The sequence below is a fragment of the Promicromonospora aerolata genome, from assembly GCF_042682255.1.
GTDB lineage: Bacteria > Actinomycetota > Actinomycetes > Actinomycetales > Cellulomonadaceae > Promicromonospora > Promicromonospora aerolata.
The window spans coordinates 3202892-3221141 of record NZ_JBHUHF010000001.1 but is presented as its reverse complement, the minus strand read 5'-3'; the positions used below and the strand labels follow the sequence as shown (position 1 = coordinate 3221141).

16 protein-coding genes are annotated in these 18250 nt (G+C 71.5%); 11 read left to right on the top strand and 5 right to left on the bottom strand.

All coding sequences use genetic code 11. The features are described 5' to 3' along the window. Together ACFSL2_RS14400 and ACFSL2_RS14395 are read right to left on the bottom strand one after the other, a co-directional pair. A complete protein-coding gene (locus ACFSL2_RS14400; protein WP_377198514.1) occupies positions 1-1305 on the bottom strand; it encodes a phytase in 1305 nt (434 codons plus the stop codon). Positions 1306-1455: 150 nt separating this feature from the next. Then, a complete protein-coding gene (locus ACFSL2_RS14395) occupies positions 1456-2628 on the bottom strand; it encodes an acetoin utilization protein AcuC (protein ID WP_377198513.1) in 1173 nt (390 codons plus the stop codon). 111 nt (positions 2629-2739) lie between these two features. Between ACFSL2_RS14395 and ACFSL2_RS14390 the strand changes: the two genes are divergently transcribed. From ACFSL2_RS14390 to ACFSL2_RS14380, 3 genes are all read left to right on the top strand, one after another. Then, positions 2740-4140: a TrkH family potassium uptake protein gene (locus tag ACFSL2_RS14390; protein WP_377198512.1), complete on the top strand. Its 1401-nt coding sequence runs from the start codon at positions 2740-2742 to the stop codon at positions 4138-4140. Between the two features lie 247 nt (positions 4141-4387). Continuing rightward, a complete protein-coding gene (locus ACFSL2_RS14385) occupies positions 4388-5056 on the top strand; it encodes a potassium channel family protein (RefSeq protein ID WP_377198511.1) in 669 nt (222 codons plus the stop codon). Positions 5057-5264: 208 nt separating this feature from the next. Next, the gene (locus ACFSL2_RS14380; protein ID WP_003792170.1) at positions 5265-5363 is read left to right on the top strand and encodes a 30S ribosomal protein bS22; all 99 of its coding nucleotides are present in this window, start codon (positions 5265-5267) and stop codon (positions 5361-5363) included. A gap of 75 nt (positions 5364-5438) precedes the next feature. Here the strand turns inward: ACFSL2_RS14380 and ACFSL2_RS14375 are convergent, their stop codons facing one another. Continuing rightward, complete coding sequence (locus ACFSL2_RS14375; RefSeq protein ID WP_377198510.1) at positions 5439-6233, bottom strand: HAD family hydrolase; 795 nt, start codon at positions 6231-6233, stop codon at positions 5439-5441. Between the two features lie 77 nt (positions 6234-6310). Here ACFSL2_RS14375 and ACFSL2_RS14370 point away from each other — a divergent pair, with 77 nt between their 5' ends. Genes ACFSL2_RS14370 through ACFSL2_RS14360 form a run of 3 tightly spaced genes read left to right on the top strand, consistent with a single transcriptional unit; the run spans position 6311 to position 7953 of the window. Further along, on the top strand, positions 6311-6982 hold the full coding sequence (locus tag ACFSL2_RS14370; RefSeq protein ID WP_377198509.1) for a Pr6Pr family membrane protein: 672 nt from the start codon (positions 6311-6313) through the stop codon (positions 6980-6982). A gap of 14 nt (positions 6983-6996) precedes the next feature. Beyond that, positions 6997-7245 (top strand): glutaredoxin family protein, encoded by a 249-nt coding sequence (locus ACFSL2_RS14365; protein ID WP_377198508.1) that lies wholly within the window; start codon positions 6997-6999, stop codon positions 7243-7245. A 60-nt stretch (positions 7246-7305) separates the two neighbouring features. Further along, positions 7306-7953, top strand: a complete 648-nt coding sequence (locus tag ACFSL2_RS14360) for a redox-sensing transcriptional repressor Rex (RefSeq protein ID WP_377198507.1) — start codon at positions 7306-7308, stop codon at positions 7951-7953. 128 nt (positions 7954-8081) lie between these two features. Here the strand turns inward: ACFSL2_RS14360 and ACFSL2_RS14355 are convergent, their stop codons facing one another. Continuing rightward, positions 8082-8633, bottom strand: coding sequence for a YceI family protein (locus ACFSL2_RS14355; RefSeq protein WP_377198506.1), 552 nt, complete (start codon positions 8631-8633; stop codon positions 8082-8084). Positions 8634-8856: 223 nt separating this feature from the next. Here ACFSL2_RS14355 and ACFSL2_RS14350 point away from each other — a divergent pair, with 223 nt between their 5' ends. Then, positions 8857-9369 carry a MarR family winged helix-turn-helix transcriptional regulator gene (locus ACFSL2_RS14350; protein ID WP_377198505.1) on the top strand — a complete coding sequence of 171 codons (513 nt, stop codon included), beginning with the start codon at positions 8857-8859 and terminating at the stop codon, positions 9367-9369. A 72-nt stretch (positions 9370-9441) separates the two neighbouring features. Here the strand turns inward: ACFSL2_RS14350 and ACFSL2_RS14345 are convergent, their stop codons facing one another. Beyond that, a complete protein-coding gene (locus tag ACFSL2_RS14345; RefSeq protein ID WP_377198504.1) occupies positions 9442-14112 on the bottom strand; it encodes a family 78 glycoside hydrolase catalytic domain in 4671 nt (1556 codons plus the stop codon). Between the two features lie 239 nt (positions 14113-14351). Between ACFSL2_RS14345 and ACFSL2_RS14340 the strand changes: the two genes are divergently transcribed. From ACFSL2_RS14340 to resB, 4 genes are read left to right on the top strand one after another with little or no spacing between them, the layout of a single operon-like run. Then, positions 14352-14996, top strand: a complete 645-nt coding sequence (locus ACFSL2_RS14340; protein WP_377198503.1) for a histidine phosphatase family protein — start codon at positions 14352-14354, stop codon at positions 14994-14996. Further along, positions 14996-15592: a TlpA family protein disulfide reductase gene (locus ACFSL2_RS14335; RefSeq protein ID WP_377198502.1), complete on the top strand. Its 597-nt coding sequence runs from the start codon at positions 14996-14998 to the stop codon at positions 15590-15592. Before ACFSL2_RS14340 ends, ACFSL2_RS14335 begins: the two co-directional genes overlap by 1 nt. Beyond that, positions 15592-16407: a cytochrome c biogenesis CcdA family protein gene (locus ACFSL2_RS14330; protein ID WP_377198501.1), complete on the top strand. Its 816-nt coding sequence runs from the start codon at positions 15592-15594 to the stop codon at positions 16405-16407. Before ACFSL2_RS14335 ends, ACFSL2_RS14330 begins: the two co-directional genes overlap by 1 nt. Next, on the top strand, positions 16407-18248 hold the full coding sequence (gene resB, locus ACFSL2_RS14325; protein ID WP_377198500.1) for a cytochrome c biogenesis protein ResB: 1842 nt from the start codon (positions 16407-16409) through the stop codon (positions 18246-18248). The genes ACFSL2_RS14330 and resB overlap by 1 nt, the downstream gene beginning before the upstream one ends. Positions 18249-18250 lie beyond the last annotated feature (2 nt).

Genomic DNA, 18250 nt, shown 5'->3' with positions numbered 1-18250 from the left:
TCAGCGCAGGCGGAGCGCCTGCGTGACGTCGGACCAGTGCACGTAGGAGAAGCCCGTGGCGTCGCGCTCGCCGTCCGCGTCGGGGCCGGTCTCGGGCTCGTCGTGCGTGACCAGCAGCCCGGACCCGTACTCACCGACGGGTGCGTTGGACACCGCGATCCCGTCCGAACCGTTCACGTCGTCCACGCCGTCGCCGGCGACCCGGAAGCTGCCGAGCGAGCGGTTGCGGCCGGTCAGGGCGTAGACGCCGTAGGTGTCGTCGCCCTGGCTGGACACGAGCACGTAGCCCGTGCGGCCCGGCCCGTACCAGATGTCGACCCCCTCGGCGTCGGCGGTCAGGTTCTTGCCCCCGTACGACGGCGCCTCCGGGTCCACCGGGGCGCACTCGTCGGTCTCGGGGTCGTACGCGTCGTGGACACCGAAGTCCGTGACCTTGTCGATCAGGCGCGGTTCACCGGAGCCCAGGGGGAGCGGCACGCGCCACAGGCCGACGTCCTCCTGGGCCGCGTAGAGGGTCCCGGTGCGGTGGTCCACCGACACGCCCTCCAGCTGGGGGCCCACGCCCGGCTCCTCGCACGGGACCCAGGTGGTGCCGTCGGGCAGGGGGAACTCGCCGGGCATCGCCAGGTGCTGCACGTCGGTGTAGCCGATGCCGTCCGGACCCGTGGTGAGCCGGGCGGTCGCGATGGTCGTGCTGCCCTCCTGCGTGACCACCGCATACGTCTCGCCCTGGGCGCGGTAGACCGCCAGGCCGTAGGCCGTCTGCTCCGCGGCGACCGTCGCCCGGTCCGGGCTGAACAGGAACTCCAGCTCCGGTGCCGTGACCTCGGTGAGCGGCGTGGTGGCTCCGGCTCCGGCGGGGTCGATGGCGAAGAACCGGATCTGGTCGTTGTAGCGGTCCGAGACGACGGCGACGTCCGTCGGCCTGCCGTCCACGTCGAGTCCGTAGGCGATGTCCACGTTGTTGTACCGGCCGGGGACGCCGTCCGCGCGGGGTGCCGCCGTGGCCGCGACCGACTGCAGCTCGGTCGCGGCCACGGAGTAGACGCGCAGGCCGCCTTCCTTGGCCGTCGCGACGACGAGCGAGCGGTCCGAGTGCTCCGGGTGCACCCAGATCGCGGGGTCGTCGCCCGACGCGTTGCCGCCGGCCTCGTCGTCGTACAGCGCGGGCGTCTCCACCGAGGTGGTGACGGTCGCGGGGGCGGGCGCCGGGTGGTCGGGCCCGCCGCTCGCGGCCGCCGAGGCGGGGACCAGGGTGGACAGGAGCAGCAGGGCGGCCGGCGGAGCGGCGAGGCGACGTCGCATGACCAGAGGCTGCCCGGCGTGCATGGAAGCCGGACGACGCGCGTCTGAACACCACACGAACGGTTCGTCCGCCGTCGCCCCGATTACCTTCGAAGCCTAAGTTTCTTCGCTTTGCGGGCCCGCAAAGCGAAGAAACTTAGGCTTCGAAGGTCAGTCCAGGAGGGGGTCCAGGCCCCAGAGGGGGAAGACGGCGCGGCGGGTGGCCTGGACCGCGCGGTCGACGGCGTCGGCGGGGTCGAAGCCGTCGCGCCAGCTGCGGAAGGGGACCTCGGCGGAGCCGAGTGTGCGGGCCGCCTCCAGGTGCAGCGCCTCGACCGCCGTGCGCCAGGAGCCGGGCAGCTCGGAGCCGCGTTCCAGGGGTGCGTGCGCCGCCTCGGCGACGAGTGCGGCCCAGGCGAGCGGGACGACGTCGGACACGGCGTAGCCGCCACCGCCCAGCGCGAGCCAGCGGCCCTCGGCATGCTCGTGCGCGAGTGCGTGTGCCCACTGCTGCGCGGTGCACTGGGCGTCCACCGAGACGTTCAGGTTCGAGAGCGGGTCGCGCCCGTGGGCGTCGCAGCCGTGCTGGGACACGATCGCCTGCGGCCGGTGTTCCCGGACCAGGGCCGGCACCACCGCGTCGATCGCTCGCAGCCAGGCGGCGCCCGAGGTGCGCGCCGGGACGGGGATGTTGACGACGCTGCCCTCGGCTGGGCCGGAGCCGACGTCGCTGGAGGCGCCGGTGCCGGGGAACAGGGTGCGGCCGTCCTCGTGGATCGAGACGGTGAGCACGCGCGGGTCGTCCCAGAAGATCGCCTCGACACCGTCGCCGTGGTGGGCGTCGAAGTCCAGGTAGGCGACGCGTTCCGCACCCCGGTCGAGGAGGTGGCGGATGGCCGCCGCGGCGTCGTTGTAGACGCAGAAGCCCGACGCGGCCCCCGGCATCGCGTGGTGCATGCCGCCCGCCACGTTCACGCCGTGCGCGATCTCACCGGCCCAGAGCGCCTCGGCGAGGTCGACGGACCCGCCGAGCTGCCGTGCGGCGGCCTCGTGCATGCCGGCGAACAACGGGTCGTCGTCGGTGCCCAGCCCGCGCGCCAGGTCCGGTTCCAGCGTGCTCCCGGCATGCCGGACGGCGGCCACGTAGTCGGCGTCGTGCACCGTCTCGATGACGGCGTCGGACGCGGGCTCGGCGCCCACGATCTCGAGCGTGGGCCGGTCGGGCAGGCCGAGCGCCTCGATCAGCCGCATGGTGAGGTCGAGGCGGGCAGGCGACATGGGGTGCCCGGGTCCGAAGTCGTACTCGAGCAGTCGCGGACTCCAGACCAGCCGGGCGAGGTGCACCAGCCCACGGTAACGGACCGGTGGCCCCGTGCGGGTCTCTGCCCGGCACACGCCCCGGGACGTGGCAGAGTAAGGCGTCGATCATCGAGACACGGGAAGGGAGCTGTTCGGATGGCGCGGACCCTGCGGCACCGGCTGTTCACCTTCCGGGAATACATCGACGTGCTCGCGTTCCGCGCCCCGGCCCGGCTGGCCGTCACGGTCTTCGCCTGCGTGATCGGTGTGTTCACCCTGCTCCTGCTCCCCACCTTCGCGACGGCGGACGGCGGCGGAGCACGCCTGGTCGACGCCCTGTTCACCGCCGTCTCCGCGGTGTGCGTCACGGGTCTGGTCGTCCAGGACACGGGGACCTACTGGTCCCTCTACGGGCAGATCGTCATCCTCGCCGGCATCAAGGTGGGCGGGTTCGGCATCATGACCGTCGCCTCCCTGCTCGGCATGATCGTCTCGCGCCGGATCGGCCTGACGCAGAAGCTGCTCACGGCGTCGGAGACCAAGACGAGCAAGCTGGGCGACGTCGGCTCGCTGGTCAGGGTCATCATCGTGACCGCCACCACCCTCGAGCTGTCGATCGCGCTGCTGCTCTTTCCCCGGTTCCTGGTGATCGAGGGAAATGCGGGCACGGCGGCGTGGCACTCGCTGTTCTACGGCATCTCGGCGTTCAACAACGCGGGTTTCGTGCCCACGGCCGAGGGCATGACGCCGCACGTCGGGGACTGGACGCTCGTGCTGCCGATCGCGCTCGGCGTGTTCATCGGTGCGCTGGGGTTCCCGGTCATCCTCAACATCCAGCGGTCGCTGCCGCGTCCGGGTCAGCGGTGGCGCGGCTGGACCCAGCGGCTCTCGCTGCACACCAAGCTCACGCTCGTGACCAGCTTCGTGCTCTTCGTGGTGGGCGCGCTGCTGCTGCTGATCCTGGAGTGGGCCAACCCCGACACGTTCGGCCCGCTGGACCTCGGGGAGAAGCTGCTCGCCGCCGTCTTCGCCGGCATCATGCCGCGATCCGGCGGGTTCAACACCGTCGACGTGGGGGCCATGAGCCAGTCGAGCTGGCTCATCCAGGACGCGCTGATGTTCGTGGGCGGCGGGTCGGCGTCGACCGCCGGTGGCATCAAGGTGACGACCCTCGCCGTCATGCTGCTCGCGATCGTCGCCGAGGCCCGCGGTGACCGGGACATCGAGGCGTTCGGCCGGCGGATCCCGCTCGACGTGCTGCGGCTCTCCATCGCCGTGGTGTTCACCGGGGCGTCCATCGTGCTGGTCTCGTGCGTCGCGCTGCTGGAGCTCACCGACCACAGCCTGTCCAAGGTGCTGTTCGAGGTGCTGTCGGCGTTCGCGACCGTCGGCCTGTCCACCGGTATCACGCAGGGTCTGCCCGACGCCGCCAAGTACTGGTTGTCGGCGCTCATGTTCGTGGGACGTACCGGAGCGGTGACGGTCGTGGCGGTGCTGGCGCTGCGCGACCGGCGGCGCATCGTACGCTTCCCCGAGGAACGACCCATCATCGGGTGAGACCGTAGTGCAGCGCAGGGTGGGGGCCGAGGGACGAGGCACCCGCCCGGAGCGGAACGTAGGTCTCACCCGACAGACAACCTCGGGTGAGACCGTAGTGCAGCGCAGGGTGGGGGCCGAGGGACGAGGCACCCGCCCGGAGCGGAACGCAGGTCTCGACCGACAGACAACACCGGATGAGGACGTGGCAGACCCACAGGTCACTATCGTGGCCCGTACGTCTGACAAGTGGCCAGAGAGGAATACCGTGCCGGAGAAGAAGCCCGAGCGGGATGCGGGTGTGCTCGTGATCGGCCTGGGGCGGTTCGGGTCGGCGATCGGCGCGACCCTGGACCGGCTGGGCCAGGACGTGCTGGCCGTGGAGCAGGACCCGAGCCTGGTCGCGCAGTGGTCCGGGCGGCTGCCGCTCGTGGAGGCCGACGCATCCAACCCGGAGGCGCTGGAGCAGCTCGGTGCCAAGGACTTCGGCGTGGCCGTGGTCGGTGTCGGCTCCTCGCTCGAGGCGTCGGTGCTGATCACCGGCAACCTGGTCGACCTGGGTACGCCGCAGATCTGGGCCAAGGCGATCTCCGCCGAGCACGGCCGCATCCTGACCCGCATCGGCGCGCACCACGTGGTGTTCCCGGAGGCCGACGCCGGTTCGCGCGTGGCCCACCTCGTGAGCGGCAAGCTGCTCGACTACATCGAGGTCGAGGACGGGTTCACCATCGTGAAGATGCGCCCGCCCAAGGAGGCGCAGGGCTTCACGCTCGCGCAGTCGAACATCCGCAGGCGCTACGGCGTCACGGTGATCGGCGTCAAGTCGCCCGGCGTGGACTTCGTCTACGCGACGCCGGAGACCCGCGTCTCGGCCAACGACCTGCTGGTCTGCTCCGGCCACGCCGAGCTGCTGGACCGCTTCGCGGCACGCCCCTGAGCCCGTCGTCGGGCCCTGACCGGCGCACCTCACACCTTCGTCGATTACGGGGCGCGCGATAGACCAGGTAGCCTAGGCAACGGACTCCCTTTCGTGTTGGTCGGCCATCGTCACTCTCTGGCGTCACTGTCCCGGACCAACCGTGGACCATTTCGCTGAGCGGCCCGTCGTCGGGCTGCCGCCGACCGATCGAACATTGCGAGGACCTATGGGCTCCGTCATCAAGAAGCGCCGCAAGCGTATGGCGAAGAAGAAGCACCGCAAGCTGCTTCGTAAGACGCGTCACCAGCGCCGCAACAAGAAGTGACGCCCGCGCCCTCTGGCGCGTGACGAGCAGGCCCGGCCCCACTGTGGGCCGGGCCTTCTTCGTGCCTCGGGCGGGCTAGCGTCCCTGGAGGCGGCGCCGCGCCGCCCGGAGCACCAGGCCGAGCACCCAGGCGGCGCCGGCCCACGAGGCGGTCCGCACCCCGCGCCCGGCCGCGCGCTGCGACCGGCCACGGAACTCCCGGATGGGCCAGCCCACCTCCTGCGCGTGCCGGCGCAGCCGCAGGTCGGGATTGATGGGGCAGGGGTGGCCCACCACGCGCATCATCGGCAGGTCGTTCAGCGAGTCGCCGTAGGCGTAGCTCTCGTCGAGGTCGATCTCGTTGACGTCCGCGAGCTCGACGATGGCCTCCGCCTTGGCCTGGCCGTGCATGAGGTCACCGGTGAGCCGGCCCGTGTAGAACCCGTCCTTGTGCTCCGCGATGGTGCCGAGCGCACCCGTCGCGCCCAGCCGGCGGGCGATGAGCTGCGCGATCTCCACGGGCGTGGCGGTGATGAGCCAGACCTGGTGGCCCGCCGCGATGTGCTCGTCGAGCAGACGGCGTGTGCCGGGGTAGATGCGCAGGGACAGGACGGCGTCCCACACCTCCTCGCCGAGCGTGGCGATCTCCGCGACGCTGCGGCCCGCGATGAGCGACAGGGCGCGGTTGCGCACCTCGTCGATCTGCTCCTTGTTCTCGCCCCACACCAGGTAGCGGGCCTGGATCAGCGCGAACCTGAGGATATCCCGCGTGCCGAAGAACTTGCGCTGATACGCGGACTTGGCGAGGTGGAACGCGCTCGCCCCGCGGATGATCGTGTTGTCGACGTCGAAGAACGCCGCGGTGGCGGACGAGGGGTGCGTCGACGGCATGGAGGTCACTCTATCCGCGTGACAGGTGGTGCAAGTCCCGGCCGGGCACGCGGGGACGACCGTGATAAAACCGGGGAGTGACGCACGAGATCAGGACGCCGGAGCGGGCCACGCTGGCGCGATCCCTCCATCTGCTGGTCGCCGTGTTCGCCCTCGGGGGCTTCGGCATCGAGCTCGTCGTCGCGATCATCGAGGGCCCCGGCATCGCCCCGACGCACACCGAGCGCATCGTCCGGCTCTTCAGCTACTTCACCATCGAGTCGAACCTGCTGATCGGCGGGGTCTCGCTGGCGCTCGCGCTCGATCCGCGCCGGGACGGTCCGCTGTTCCGCGTGCTGCGGCTCGACGCGCTGGTGTGCATCGCCGTCACCGGCGTCGTCTACAACACCGTGCTGCGCGGCATCGTCGAGCTGACGGGGGCCGGGCTGGTCTCGAACACCATGCTGCACGTCCTGGCGCCGCTGTTCGCCGTCATCGTGTGGTTGTGGGCCGGGCCACGGCCGCGGGTGACCGCACGGACGGTGTGGTGGTCGACCGTCTACCCGATCGCATGGCTCGTCTACACGTTCCTGCGGGGTGCGGCCACGGACTGGTACCCGTACCCGTTCCTCGACGTGCACGTGCTCGGCTACGCCGGTGCGCTGACCAACGCGACGCTCGTCGCCGTCGTCTTCCTGGTGCTGGCGTGGGGTGCGCGGTGGGTCGACGGGCGACTGCCGGACACGGACCGTTCGCCCCCGCCTGCGTGACGTAACCTCGGGGCGTGACAAGTCCTGCCGAGGCCCGGGTAGTCCTGTACACACGCGAGGCGTGCCATCTGTGCGAAGAAGCACGCGCCGTCGTCGTGCAGGTGTGCGAGGGTGCCGGAGCTCAATGGCGCGAGGTCGACATCGACAGCGCGCCCGCACTGCGGGAGAGGTTCGGGGAGTATGTCCCCGTGGTCGAGGTGGACGGGGTCCAGCAAGGATTCTGGCGCGTGGACGGTGCGCGCCTGGCCCGCCTCCTGGCATGATCATCCCGGCAGTGTGTGCGTACGCCCGCGACACGGTGGTCGCGGGGAGGGGAGCAGCACGTGGTCGAACTCAGTGACGGCACAGTTCCGGCAGCAACCGTGGGGAGGCTGCCGTACTACTTGCGCGCCCTGCGCGATCTCGCGGCCGAGGGGGTAAACCTCACCTCCTCGACCGAGCTCGCCGAGCGTTCGGGCGTGAGTTCGGCACAGCTGCGCAAGGACCTGTCGTACCTGGGTTCGTTCGGCACCCGCGGCGTCGGCTACGACGTCGAGTCGCTCGCCTCGTACATCACGGTCGCCCTGGGGCTGGAGACCGAGCACCGGCTCGCGATCGTCGGTATCGGCAACCTCGGGCACGCGCTGGCGAACTACTCCGGGTATGCGACCCGCGGTTTCCAGGTGGTGGCCCTCCTCGACGCGTCGCCCGACGTCGTGGGTACGCGCGTGGCCGGTGTGACCGTCGAGCACGTCCGTTCCGTTGCCGAGGTCATCCACCGTGAGCGGGTCACCATGGTCGTGCTCGCGCTGCCGGGCCATGGGGCCCAGGACGTGGCCGACGCCGTGGTCGGCTCGGGCGTCCGCGAGATCCTGAACTTCGCCCCGATAGCGCTCCAGGTGCCGGACGACGTGGTGGTGCGGTCCGTCGACGTCGGTGGCGAGCTGCAGATCCTGGCGTTCCACGCGGCGACGCGCGCCGCTGCCCTCTGACACCGGTCGGTTCCACAAGGGGTTCCTGACAGCAGTTCAGCAGGCTCCAGGCGGCCGTAACCCCGGGGGTTATGGCCGTCTGCAGCCTGCTGAACGGGAGTCTGTCCGCGCTGGGGGCAGCGGGAGGGTCAGGACTTGGCGATCGCGCTGACGTCCAGGGTGATCTTGACCTTGTCGCCCACCAGGAAGCCGCCGGTCTCCAGCGAGGCGTTCCAGGTCAGGCCGAACTCCTTGCGGTTGATCTCGAGGTTGGCCTCGAAGCCGGCGCGGTCGTTGCCGAACGGGTCCTTGGCGGTGCCCGCGAACTCGGTCTCGAGCTCGACACCCTTGGTGACACCGTTGATGGTCAGGTCGCCCGAGATGATGTACGCGTCGCCCTCGGGGCGGATGCCCGTGGACGCGAAGGTCCAGGCCGGGTTCTCCTCGGCGTGCCAGAAGTCGGCGCTCTTCAGGTGGCCGTCGCGACCGGCGTCGCCCGTGTTGACCGACTCCGCGTCCAGCTCGGCGGTGACGCTCGACGACTCGAGGTCCTCACCGACCGTGATGGTGCCCGAGCTCACGGCGATGGTGCCGCGCACCTTCGCGATGCCCGCGTGGCGAACGGAGAAGGCGGCGGTGGTGTGGGACGGGTCGATCTCGTACGTGCCGGTGGTGAGACCGGCGGGGAGAGAGGTGGCCATGAGAGAGGACTCCTTGTTGGTGCGGCGATATGGGTGGATAGTTGAGAGATCAACTAGTCACGCTCAGATCTAACATAACCGGTCCCGTAACGTATTCCTAGAGGGTGCCCGAGTCGGTACGGACCGCAGGGAACTGGCCGGAGGAACTCACGCCCGGCCCGGCCGACGGCGTGACGACGGGCACCTTCCTGGCGGCTCGGCAAGCACGAAAGCGGTGGGCGAAATGGCAGCACAGACGATCGAACAGCGCGACATCTGGCTGACCGAGGAGCAGCAGGGCTCCTGGCGGCACTATCTCGAGGGCACGGCGCGCTTCGTCGAGGCGCTCGGCGCCGTCCACGACCGCACCCTCGACCTCTCCCTGGGGGAGTACAGCCTCCTCGTGCAGCTCTCGGAGGCGCCGGAGCGCACCATGCGGATGTCGGCGCTCGCCGACGGCCTGGTGCTGTCGCGCAGCCGCCTCACGCACACGGTCGCGCGCATGGAGTCGCGCGGGCTGGTCGAGCGGCGCGCGGCGGAGGGGGACCGACGCGGGGTGAACTGCACCATGACCGACGCCGGACACGCGGCTCTCGAGACGGCCGCCCCCGGCCATGTCGCCGCGGTGCGCCGCATCCTGGTGGACGCGCTGGAGCCGGAGGAGTTCGCCATGCTGGGCCGCATCATGGCCAAGGTCGCCGAGTCCTCGAAGGCCTCGGGCGGCACGGAGGAGGGCCTGACGGCCCTCTGCGACTAGCTGGCGCCTACCGAGCGATTCGGCCCGAATCTCCCGGGAGATTCGGGCCGAATCGCTCGGTAGGCGTTGTGGCTAGGCCCCCGGCGTACTGGTCCAGACGTCGGCTATCGACGGGTCGTAGTCGCCCGGCGTGTCCGCGAAACGGAGTCGCATCGTGCCGTCCGCCGTCGCCGCCGACGGGTCGACCTCCAGCCGGTACGTGACCGCACCCGCGCCGTCGTCCGTCTTGCGGTGGTCCCGGCTCAGCACGCGGACGCCGTCGGCGAGGACGTCGTAGGTCTTGCGCTGCGGGCCGTCGTACGTCTCGACGACCGTCAGCACGAACGCCTCGCCGGCGGGGACGTCGAGGTCGAGCTCGAAGTGTCCGTCGCCCGCGGTGACGCCCGTGTACCGGCGCGTGAGCCCGGCCTCGACGTTGGTCCCCGAACCGGGGGAGGCGGTCAGCCCGTGCGCGGCCTCCGACGCGGCGTCGCCGACGTCGACATGGTCGACGACCCCTGTGGGCGGCGTCGGCACCAGCACGTCCAGCGTCGCCTGCGCCGACTCGTCGTCATGAGTTCCGACGGCGACCCCGACCGGCGTCGTCCCGCCGGTGACCGAACCGGGGACCCGGATCTCCACCTCGTGCTCGACGACCGCCCCCGGCGCCAGGGTCAGTGACTCCGGCTCAGGCGCCGGCCAGCCCTCCGGGACGGTCACCGTCACCGTCCGTGGCTGCTCGACGGCGGACCGGTTCTCGATCGTGGCGTGCACGGTGACCGAGTCGCCCGGTCCGGCGGTGTCCGGTGTCGTCCCGGCAGAGCCGACCACGACGCCGGGGAGCACGTCGAGCCCTCCGGTCACCCAGAGCTCGGCCGTCGAGTCCCCATAGGTGTAGGACACCGTCCCGGCGAGCTCTGCACTGCCCGCCGTGCGGCCCGCCGGCAGCGACACGTCGAGATGCCGCACCGCCGTCGTCCCCGGCTCCACCCGGTCGGGGAGCTGCCCCACCGGCGTCGCCGTCCAGCCGTCCGGCAGCGCGAGCTCGGCCTCGGGCAGCAGGAGCGTCTGCGGTCCGGTGTTCGCCAGACGCAGCTCGACCGGGACCGTCGACCCCGGCAGCGCCGCCTCGTCGGCGACCACCAGGGTGGCCTGCGCCCCGAGGAGCGCGGCGGAGGCGTCCGCGAGCGTGGCCGCCACCGCGTCGGCGGCAGCGAGCAGCGCCTCGGCGACGTCCTCGGGCGCCCCGTTCCGCCGGGCGTCCTCGACATCGGTCCTGAGCTCCCCGACGTCGGCCAGGGCGGCGTGGACGTGCGCCGGCGCGTCGTCGTCGGAGCGGAGGTAGGCGGACCAGGCCAGCGAGGTCTCCCGGTCGCCGCCGTCGGCCAGCCGACCGAGGTGAGCGGCCTGCGACCGCGTCAGGTGACCGTCGTCGCGTGCGTCGTCGACGGCGTCCGCGAGCTCCGTCAGACCGTCCCGGGCGTCCCCGAGGTCGCCCAGGGCCTCGTCGACCAGGAACCGGTACGTCCCGGAGCCCACGCGGAAGGCGGCGGCGCCGTCGACCATGCGCTCGAACTCGATGCCCCGGACCCGGCCGACCGGCGTGCCGGACTCGAGCACGGCGTGCCGCGACGCGGTGGGCACCCGGATCTCCGCCGTGGTGTTGGCCGGGACCGTCACCGTCAGCTCCAGGTGGTCGCCCTCGACGTCCCAGCCGCTCTCGACCGCGCCGTACGGGGTGTCCAGGCGGTAGTCGACGTGCCCGACGCGTTCGTCGATCCGGGGTGCGACCAGCGACCTGCGGTAGCCCGGCTCCAGCGAGCGGACGCCGGCCATGGTCCCGTACATCCACCGGCCGACGGCGCCGTAGGCGTAGTGGTTGAACGAGTTCATCCCCGGGTCGTGGAACGAGCCGTCCGGCAGGATGGAGTTCCACCGCTCCCACACGGTCGTCGCGCCGTTCGCTATCTCGTAGCCCCACGACGGGTAGTCCTCGTGCTGGAGCATCTCGAAGGCGACGTCGTCCCGGCCGATCTGGGACAGGGCGGGCAGCAGCCCCTCGACGCCGAGGAACCCGACGGACAGGTGCAGGTCGCGCCGTTCGAGGCTCGCGAGGAACTTCGCCGCCACCTCGTCCTCGAGCTCGTCGGGCATCAGGCCGTGCGTGATCGTCAGGACGTACGACGTCTGGCTGTCGGAGGTCACGGTGCCGTCGGCGGCGACGAACTCCCGCTGGTAGGCGGCCCGGATCTCCGCGAAGGCGGCGTCGTACGCGTCGGCGTCCGCCGTCCGTCCGATGGCGCGGGCCATCTCGGCGAGCTCCTGCGTGCTCTTGGCCATGAACGCGGTGGAGACGACGCCGGCCTCGGTCGGGTCGTCGAGGTTGACCCAGTCCAGGTAGCCCCCCTCGTCGCGGATCCAGTTCTCGGAGTCGGCGTGCAGGTAGTCGACGTAGCGCCGCATCGCCGCGTAGTTCTCCTCGACCACGTCGGTGTCGCCGTAGGCGCGCCAGAGGGTCCAGGGCACGTGCACGCCCGCGTCGCCCCAGCCGGCGGTGCCCATGCCGCCGTCGGAGTGCCCGGGGATGACCGGCGCGAAGCCGGGGAAGGCGCCGTCGGCGCGCTGGCTGTCTCGCAGATCGCGCAGCCACTTGCGGAGGAACTCGCGCGAGTCGGCCGTGTACGCGGCGGTCTCGCCGAAGACGTTGATGTCACCGGTCCAGCCGAGCCGCTCGTCACGGGCCGGGGTGTCGGTGGGGATGGACAGGAAGTTTCCGCGCCGGCCCCACCGGATGTTGCTGTCGAGCTGGTCGACCATCGCCGAACCCGTCGACAGTTCGCTGGACTCCTCGGTGTCCGTCCCGACCACCACGCCGACGACGTCGCCGGCCGCCGGTGCGTCGGTGACCCCCGTGATCTCGACGAACCGGAACCCGTGCGACGTGAAGGTGGGCTCGACGACGCCGGTCCCGGACTCGTCGAACGTATACGTGTCGGTGACCTTGGCGGTGCGCAGGTTGTCGGTGTGCAGCGTCCCGTCGGGATTGAGGACCTCGCCGAACCGGAGGGTCGCCGTCGTGCCGGGAGCTCCGGTGAGCCGGGCACGGACGTGGCCCACCATGTTCTGCCCGAGGTCGTAGAGGTGGACACCCTCGGCAGGGGACGGCAGCGCCGTGGCGCTCAGCTCCTCGAGCACCCGCACCGGCTGGTCCTGCTGCGGCACGAGCTCGGCGGCCGGCGCCTCGATGACGTCGGCAGGCGCCCAGCCCGTCGCGTCGAAGCCGGGGGACGACCACCCGTCGGTGTCGTGCGCGGCGCGCGCGTCGAAGCCCTCGCCGTCCAGGAGGTCGGAGGTGCGGATCGGGCTGTCCCCGACCGACCAGTCCTCCCCGGTCGTGATGGTCCGGGTGGTCCCGTCGGCCAGCTCCACCCGGAGCTGGGCGAGCAGGCTCGGCGTCGTGCCGTAGCGCTCCGACCCGGCCTGGGCGATGCGGCCGGCGAACCAGCCCTTCGCGAGCTGCGCCCCGAGCACGTTGGTGCCGGGGTGGAGCAGGTCGGTGACGTCGTACGTCTGGTACTGGATGCGGTCCGCGTAGTCCGTCCACCCGGGCGCGAGCTGGTGGTCACCGACCTCGTTCCCGTCCAGCTCGAGCTCGTACAGCCCGCGCGCGGTCGCGTAGACGCGTGCGCTGGTCACCGGGACGTCCGGCAGGTCGAACTCGGTGCGCAGGAGCTGGACGTCGGTCGACTGCTCGGCCCACGCCTCGTCGCCCTCGCTCACGGCCAGCCCGTCGGCGGTGGCCCGTCCGTCGGACAGCTCGTGCTCGTCGCCGGGGAACGTGGCGTCCAGCAGGCTGTCGCCGTCCGGCGTCGTGACGCTGATGTCGTGCACGAGCGCGGACTCGCCCCCGCTCGTGCGCAGGCCCACGAGGCCCGGCGCCGTGTGCGTCGCGTCGGTCCGGGTGTCCACGACGTCGCCGTCGACGCGCGTGGTCAGGGTGTCGCCGACCACCTCGAGGGTGTACTCGTGCCGGTCGGCGAGGTCGAGGTCCGCGGAGAAGGGCGCCGCGTCGAGGACCGTGTATCCGTTGTTCACCTTCACGTGCGGACGCAGGGCGTGCTCGGCCTCGCTGAGCTGCCACATGTACGCATTGGCCCGGTCCGAGCCACGGACGTAGATCCCCAGCGCGCCCTCGATGTGCGACGCCGTCACCGTGACGGTGTAGTCCGTCCACTCCGTGCCGACCTGCGAGGTGTCCTTGCCGATCCACTGGCCGGTCCAGGCCGCGGCGTCGGCCAGCGCGGTCTCGAAGTGCGCGGGCGTGGTCCACCGGGAGGCGTTGTCGTCGTCGTCCCAGGCGCGGACCGACCAGGTGTACTCGCTCTCGGCGGTGAGGTCCGGCCCGTCGTACGGCACGTCGACCGACCGGTCCGACCGGACGCGTCCGGAGTCCCACATGGCGCGTCCGGAAGCGGTGTCGCCTGCCCAGACGCGCACCTGGTAGGCCCGCTGCTCGACGCCGCGCCGGTCGGCCTCGAGCTGCCACGAGAACTGGACGGGCTCGGTGGGGAGGAGCCCGGTCGGGTCGGTGCGGCGGTCCACGGTCGGCGCGGTCACCGCGAGGGCAGGGCTGGTGGTCTCGTAGGCGCTAGGGGACCCGGCAGCCGGTGGCGCGGCCGAGAGCGGGACGAGCAGAGTGAGGGCGACGAGCGGGCTGAACAGCCGGACGCTCCGGGATCGTGGAGCGCGAGGTGCGAGCGACATCGGGATCTCCTTGAATCGTTTCAGCGGCGGTGGTGAAACTGGCGGAGACGTTAAAGGGCTTAAACGTTAAAGGTCAAGAAGTTGCTGCTCGGAAGTTTTGTCCCGGTCCGCGGCGCGTCTCCCGTCCGGTCGGGACACCCGCACCACGACGGCCTGCTGACCCCGATCGGTGTGAGATACGGCAATCCATACCTGCTCGAGGTCACAGGCACCCAGGGTCGGGTGCGAGACTGGGCGCCATGGTTTCCACGACGGTTCACCTGCTGCGTCACGGCGAGGTGTACAACCCCGACGGTGTCCTGTACGGGCGGCTGCCCGGATACCGCCTCTCCGACCGTGGCCAGGCGATGGCGAAGATCGTTGCCGACCACCTCACCAGCACCGGCCGGGACGTGACCCGAGTGGTCGCCTCCCCGCTGCAGCGCGCGCAGGAGACCGCCGCGCCCCTCGTGCAGGGCTTCGGCCTGGAGCTCGCCACGGACGACCGCATCATCGAGGCCGAGAACCGGTTCGAGGGCCTGCCCGTCGGGAACGGCGGCGGGGCGCTCAGGAGCCCGCGGAACTGGCCGCACATGTGGAACCCCTTCCGCCCGTCGTGGGGGGAGCCGTACACCCACCAGGTCCAGCGCATGCGTGCCGCCGTCGACGACGCGCGCCGCGCGGCCGAGGGCCACGAGATCGTGCTCGTCAGCCACCAGCTCCCCGTGTGGCTCACCCGCCGGTCCTTCGAGGGCGGCCAGCTCTGGCACGACCCGCGCAACCGCCAGTGCAACCTCGCCTCCCTGACGTCCCTGCACTTCGAGGACGACCGGTTCGTGGGCCTGCACTACTCGGAGCCCGCCGCGGAGCTCTACCCCGGCGCGAGCAAGGTTGCCGGCGCGTGATGCGAGGCAAGACCTTCAAGGTCGTTCAGGTAGTGGTAGCGGTCGGCATCGTGATCGGCCTGGTCGCGGCGCTCGCGGCCTGCACGTCGGAGGACTCCGGCGCCGGCGACGTCGTCGGGCAGGGGTACGTCTCCGGGGACGGGTCGGTGCAGACCTACGATCTCGGCGAGCGCAAGGGCCCGGTCGCCATCACCGGCACGGCCTTCGAGGGCGACGACGTCGACACGGCGGACTGGGCGGGCGACGTGGTGGTCGTGAACACCTGGTACGCCTCGTGCGCACCGTGCCGCGCCGAGGCTCCCGACCTCGTGGACCTCGCGAACTCGAAGGACGGCGTGCAGTTCCTCGGCATCAACACGGAGGACGACGCCGGTGCGGCCCTGGCCTTCCAGCGCACCTTCGAGGTGCCGTACCCGAGCATCGAGGACCGCACCGGAGAGGTGATCGCCGGCCTGAACGGAGTCGTGCCGCTGCAGGCCGTGCCCACCACCGTGCTGCTGGACCAGGAGGGCAACGTCGCCGCACGCGTCATCGGGCAGGCGGAGCACTCCACCCTCGAGGCACTGATCGACGAGGTCCTGGCGGAGGCGGCCTGATGGTTCCCGGCAGCGTCACCGGTGCCGTCGCGGGCGCGGTCGGCGAGGGGCTCGCGAGCACCGTGTTCAGCGGCTCCCTCGTCCTGGCGGTGCCGGTGGCGATGCTGGCCGGCCTCGTCTCGTTCGCGTCGCCGTGCGTGCTGCCCCTGGTCCCCGGCTACATCGGCTACGTGAGCGGCATGGCGGCGGCCTCGATGGGCACCACGTCCGGGCCGGTCGGTACCCGCGCCAAGCCCGGCCGGGGGCGGGTCGTCGGCGGCGTGGCCCTGTTCGTGCTCGGCTTCACGGTCGTCTTCGTCTCGTTCGGCGCCGCCTTCGGCAGCCTCGGCACCTACCTGGTGCGCTGGGAGGACGTGCTCACCCGCGTGCTCGGTGCCGTCGTGATCCTGCTCGGCCTCGGCTTCCTCGGCGCCATCCCGTTCCTGCAGCGCGAGGCCCGGTTCCACGTGACCCCGCGCGCCGGCCTGTGGGGCGCACCGCTGCTCGGTGTCGTGTTCGGGCTGGGCTGGACACCCTGCATCGGCCCCACGCTCGGTGCCGTGCAGGTGCTCGCCATCGACGAGGCGTCGGCGGGCCGCGGCGCGCTGCTGGGCGTCGCCTACTGCGTGGGCCTGGGCGTGCCGTTCCTGCTGGTCGCGCTCGGGCTGCAGAGCTCGGAGCGGATGCTGGACTTCTTGCGCCGCCACCGCCTCGCGGCGCTGCGCATCGGTGGCGGGATGCTGGTACTTGTCGGGCTGCTGCTGGTCACCGGGCTGTGGTCGCGGATCACCGGGGCCATGCAGCTCTGGATCGGCGGATTCGAGACGGTGATCTGATGGCCACGCGAGACAGGTACGTCCCCGAGGGCATCGCGGACGAGTTCACGCAGGGTGAGCCGGCGCAGGACGCGCCGTCGTCCGGCGAGCAGGGGCAGCGGCCGAACCGGCCCAGCATGCCCGCGCTGGGCCTGGTGGGGACGCTGCGTTGGATGTGGCGACAGCTCACGTCGATGCGTGTGGCGCTCATGCTGCTCATGCTGCTCGCCGTGGCGGCCGTACCCGGGTCGGTGCTGCCGCAGCGCAACCAGGACGCGGCCGCGGTGATCGAGTACCTCGCCGACCACCCCACCGCCGGCGAGTGGCTCGACCGAGCCGGCTTCTTCGACGTCTACACGTCGGCGTGGTTCTCGGCGATCTACATCCTGCTCTTCGTGTCGCTGGTGGGCTGCATCCTGCCGCGGTCGATGGCCCACTACCGCGCGCTGCGCGGGCGCCCGCCGCGCGTGCCGTTCCGGTTCGACCGGTTCCCGGCCAAGGCGTCGGCGACCACGGAGGTCTCGCCCGAGCGGGCCGCCGACGCCGTCGCCACCCACCTGCGGGGCAAGATCTCGTGGCTGCCCACCTTCCGTGTGGACCGGGGCGAGGAGCCCAGCCGGGGTGCGCGTGGAGCGTCGGGCCGGAGCGAGCTCGCGAGCGCAGGGCCGAAGCGACGGTCGCGACCGCCGTCGGCGACCGTGAGCGCCGAGCGCGGCTACCTGAGGGAGACCGGGAACCTGGTGTTCCACCTGGCCCTGGTCGGTCTGCTCGTGTCGGTCGCGACCGGTCAGCTGCTGCACTACCGCGGCCAGGCGATCGTCACCGAGGGCCGCGGGTTCGCCAACGCCGTGGTGGACTACGACACGTTCGAGAAGGGCGCGTGGTTCCGCCCCGAGTCGCTGGTGCCGTTCTCCATGACCCTCGACACGTTCGTGTCCGAGTTCGCGAGCGACACCGTGGCCTTCGCGCAGGCGCGCGACTTCACGGCGCACGTGACCGTGACCGAGCCCTCCGGCGAGCAGCGGGCCGAGACCGTGAAGGTCAACCACCCGCTGGTCGTGGACGGCGCCAAGATCTACCTGCAGGGCAACGGGTTCGCCCCCGACATCACGGTGCGCGACGCCGAGGGGGAGGTCGCCTTCTCCGGCCGCGTGACGTTCATCCCGCAGGACACGATGTACACGTCCCGCGGTGTGGTGAAGGTGCCGGACGTGTCCCCGGGGCTCGACCAGATCGGGCTCGTCGGGTACTTCCTGCCGACGGCGGAGGTCGAACCCGACGGATCTGCCCGTTCGGCGTTCCCGCAGCCCGTCGACCCGCTGCTCGTGCTCGAGGTGTACACGGGCGACCTGGGGCTCGACGAGGGCACCCCGCAGAACGTGTACGAGCTCGACACGGCGTCGCTCACCCCCGCCCTCGAGGAATCGGGCGAGCGGGTCAAGGTGCTGGCCCGGCCCGGCGAGACCGTCGAGCTGCCGGACGGGCTCGGCACGCTGACGCTCGGCGACGAGCTGCCCCGCTACGTGGCGCTCGACCTGCGGCACGACCCCTCGCTCGGATTCGTGCTCGTCTTCTCGCTGCTCGCGCTCGGCGGACTCACCGTCTCATTGTTCACGCCCCGTCGGCGCGTCTGGGCGCGGGCGTACGTGGCGCAGGACGGGGCTACCGTGGTCGAGGTCGCGGGCCTCGCCCGCGGGGACGACGCCGGCCTGCAGGCCGAGGTCGACCGCGCCCTTGCGGCGGTGCCCGGCCGGGTACCCGCCGACCGGCAGGCTCAGGAAGCGCCTGCTGATATCCCGGTGGACGAGCCCGCTCCGGTGGACGAGCCCGTCGAGACCCCGACCAGATCGGAAAAGGACTGAAC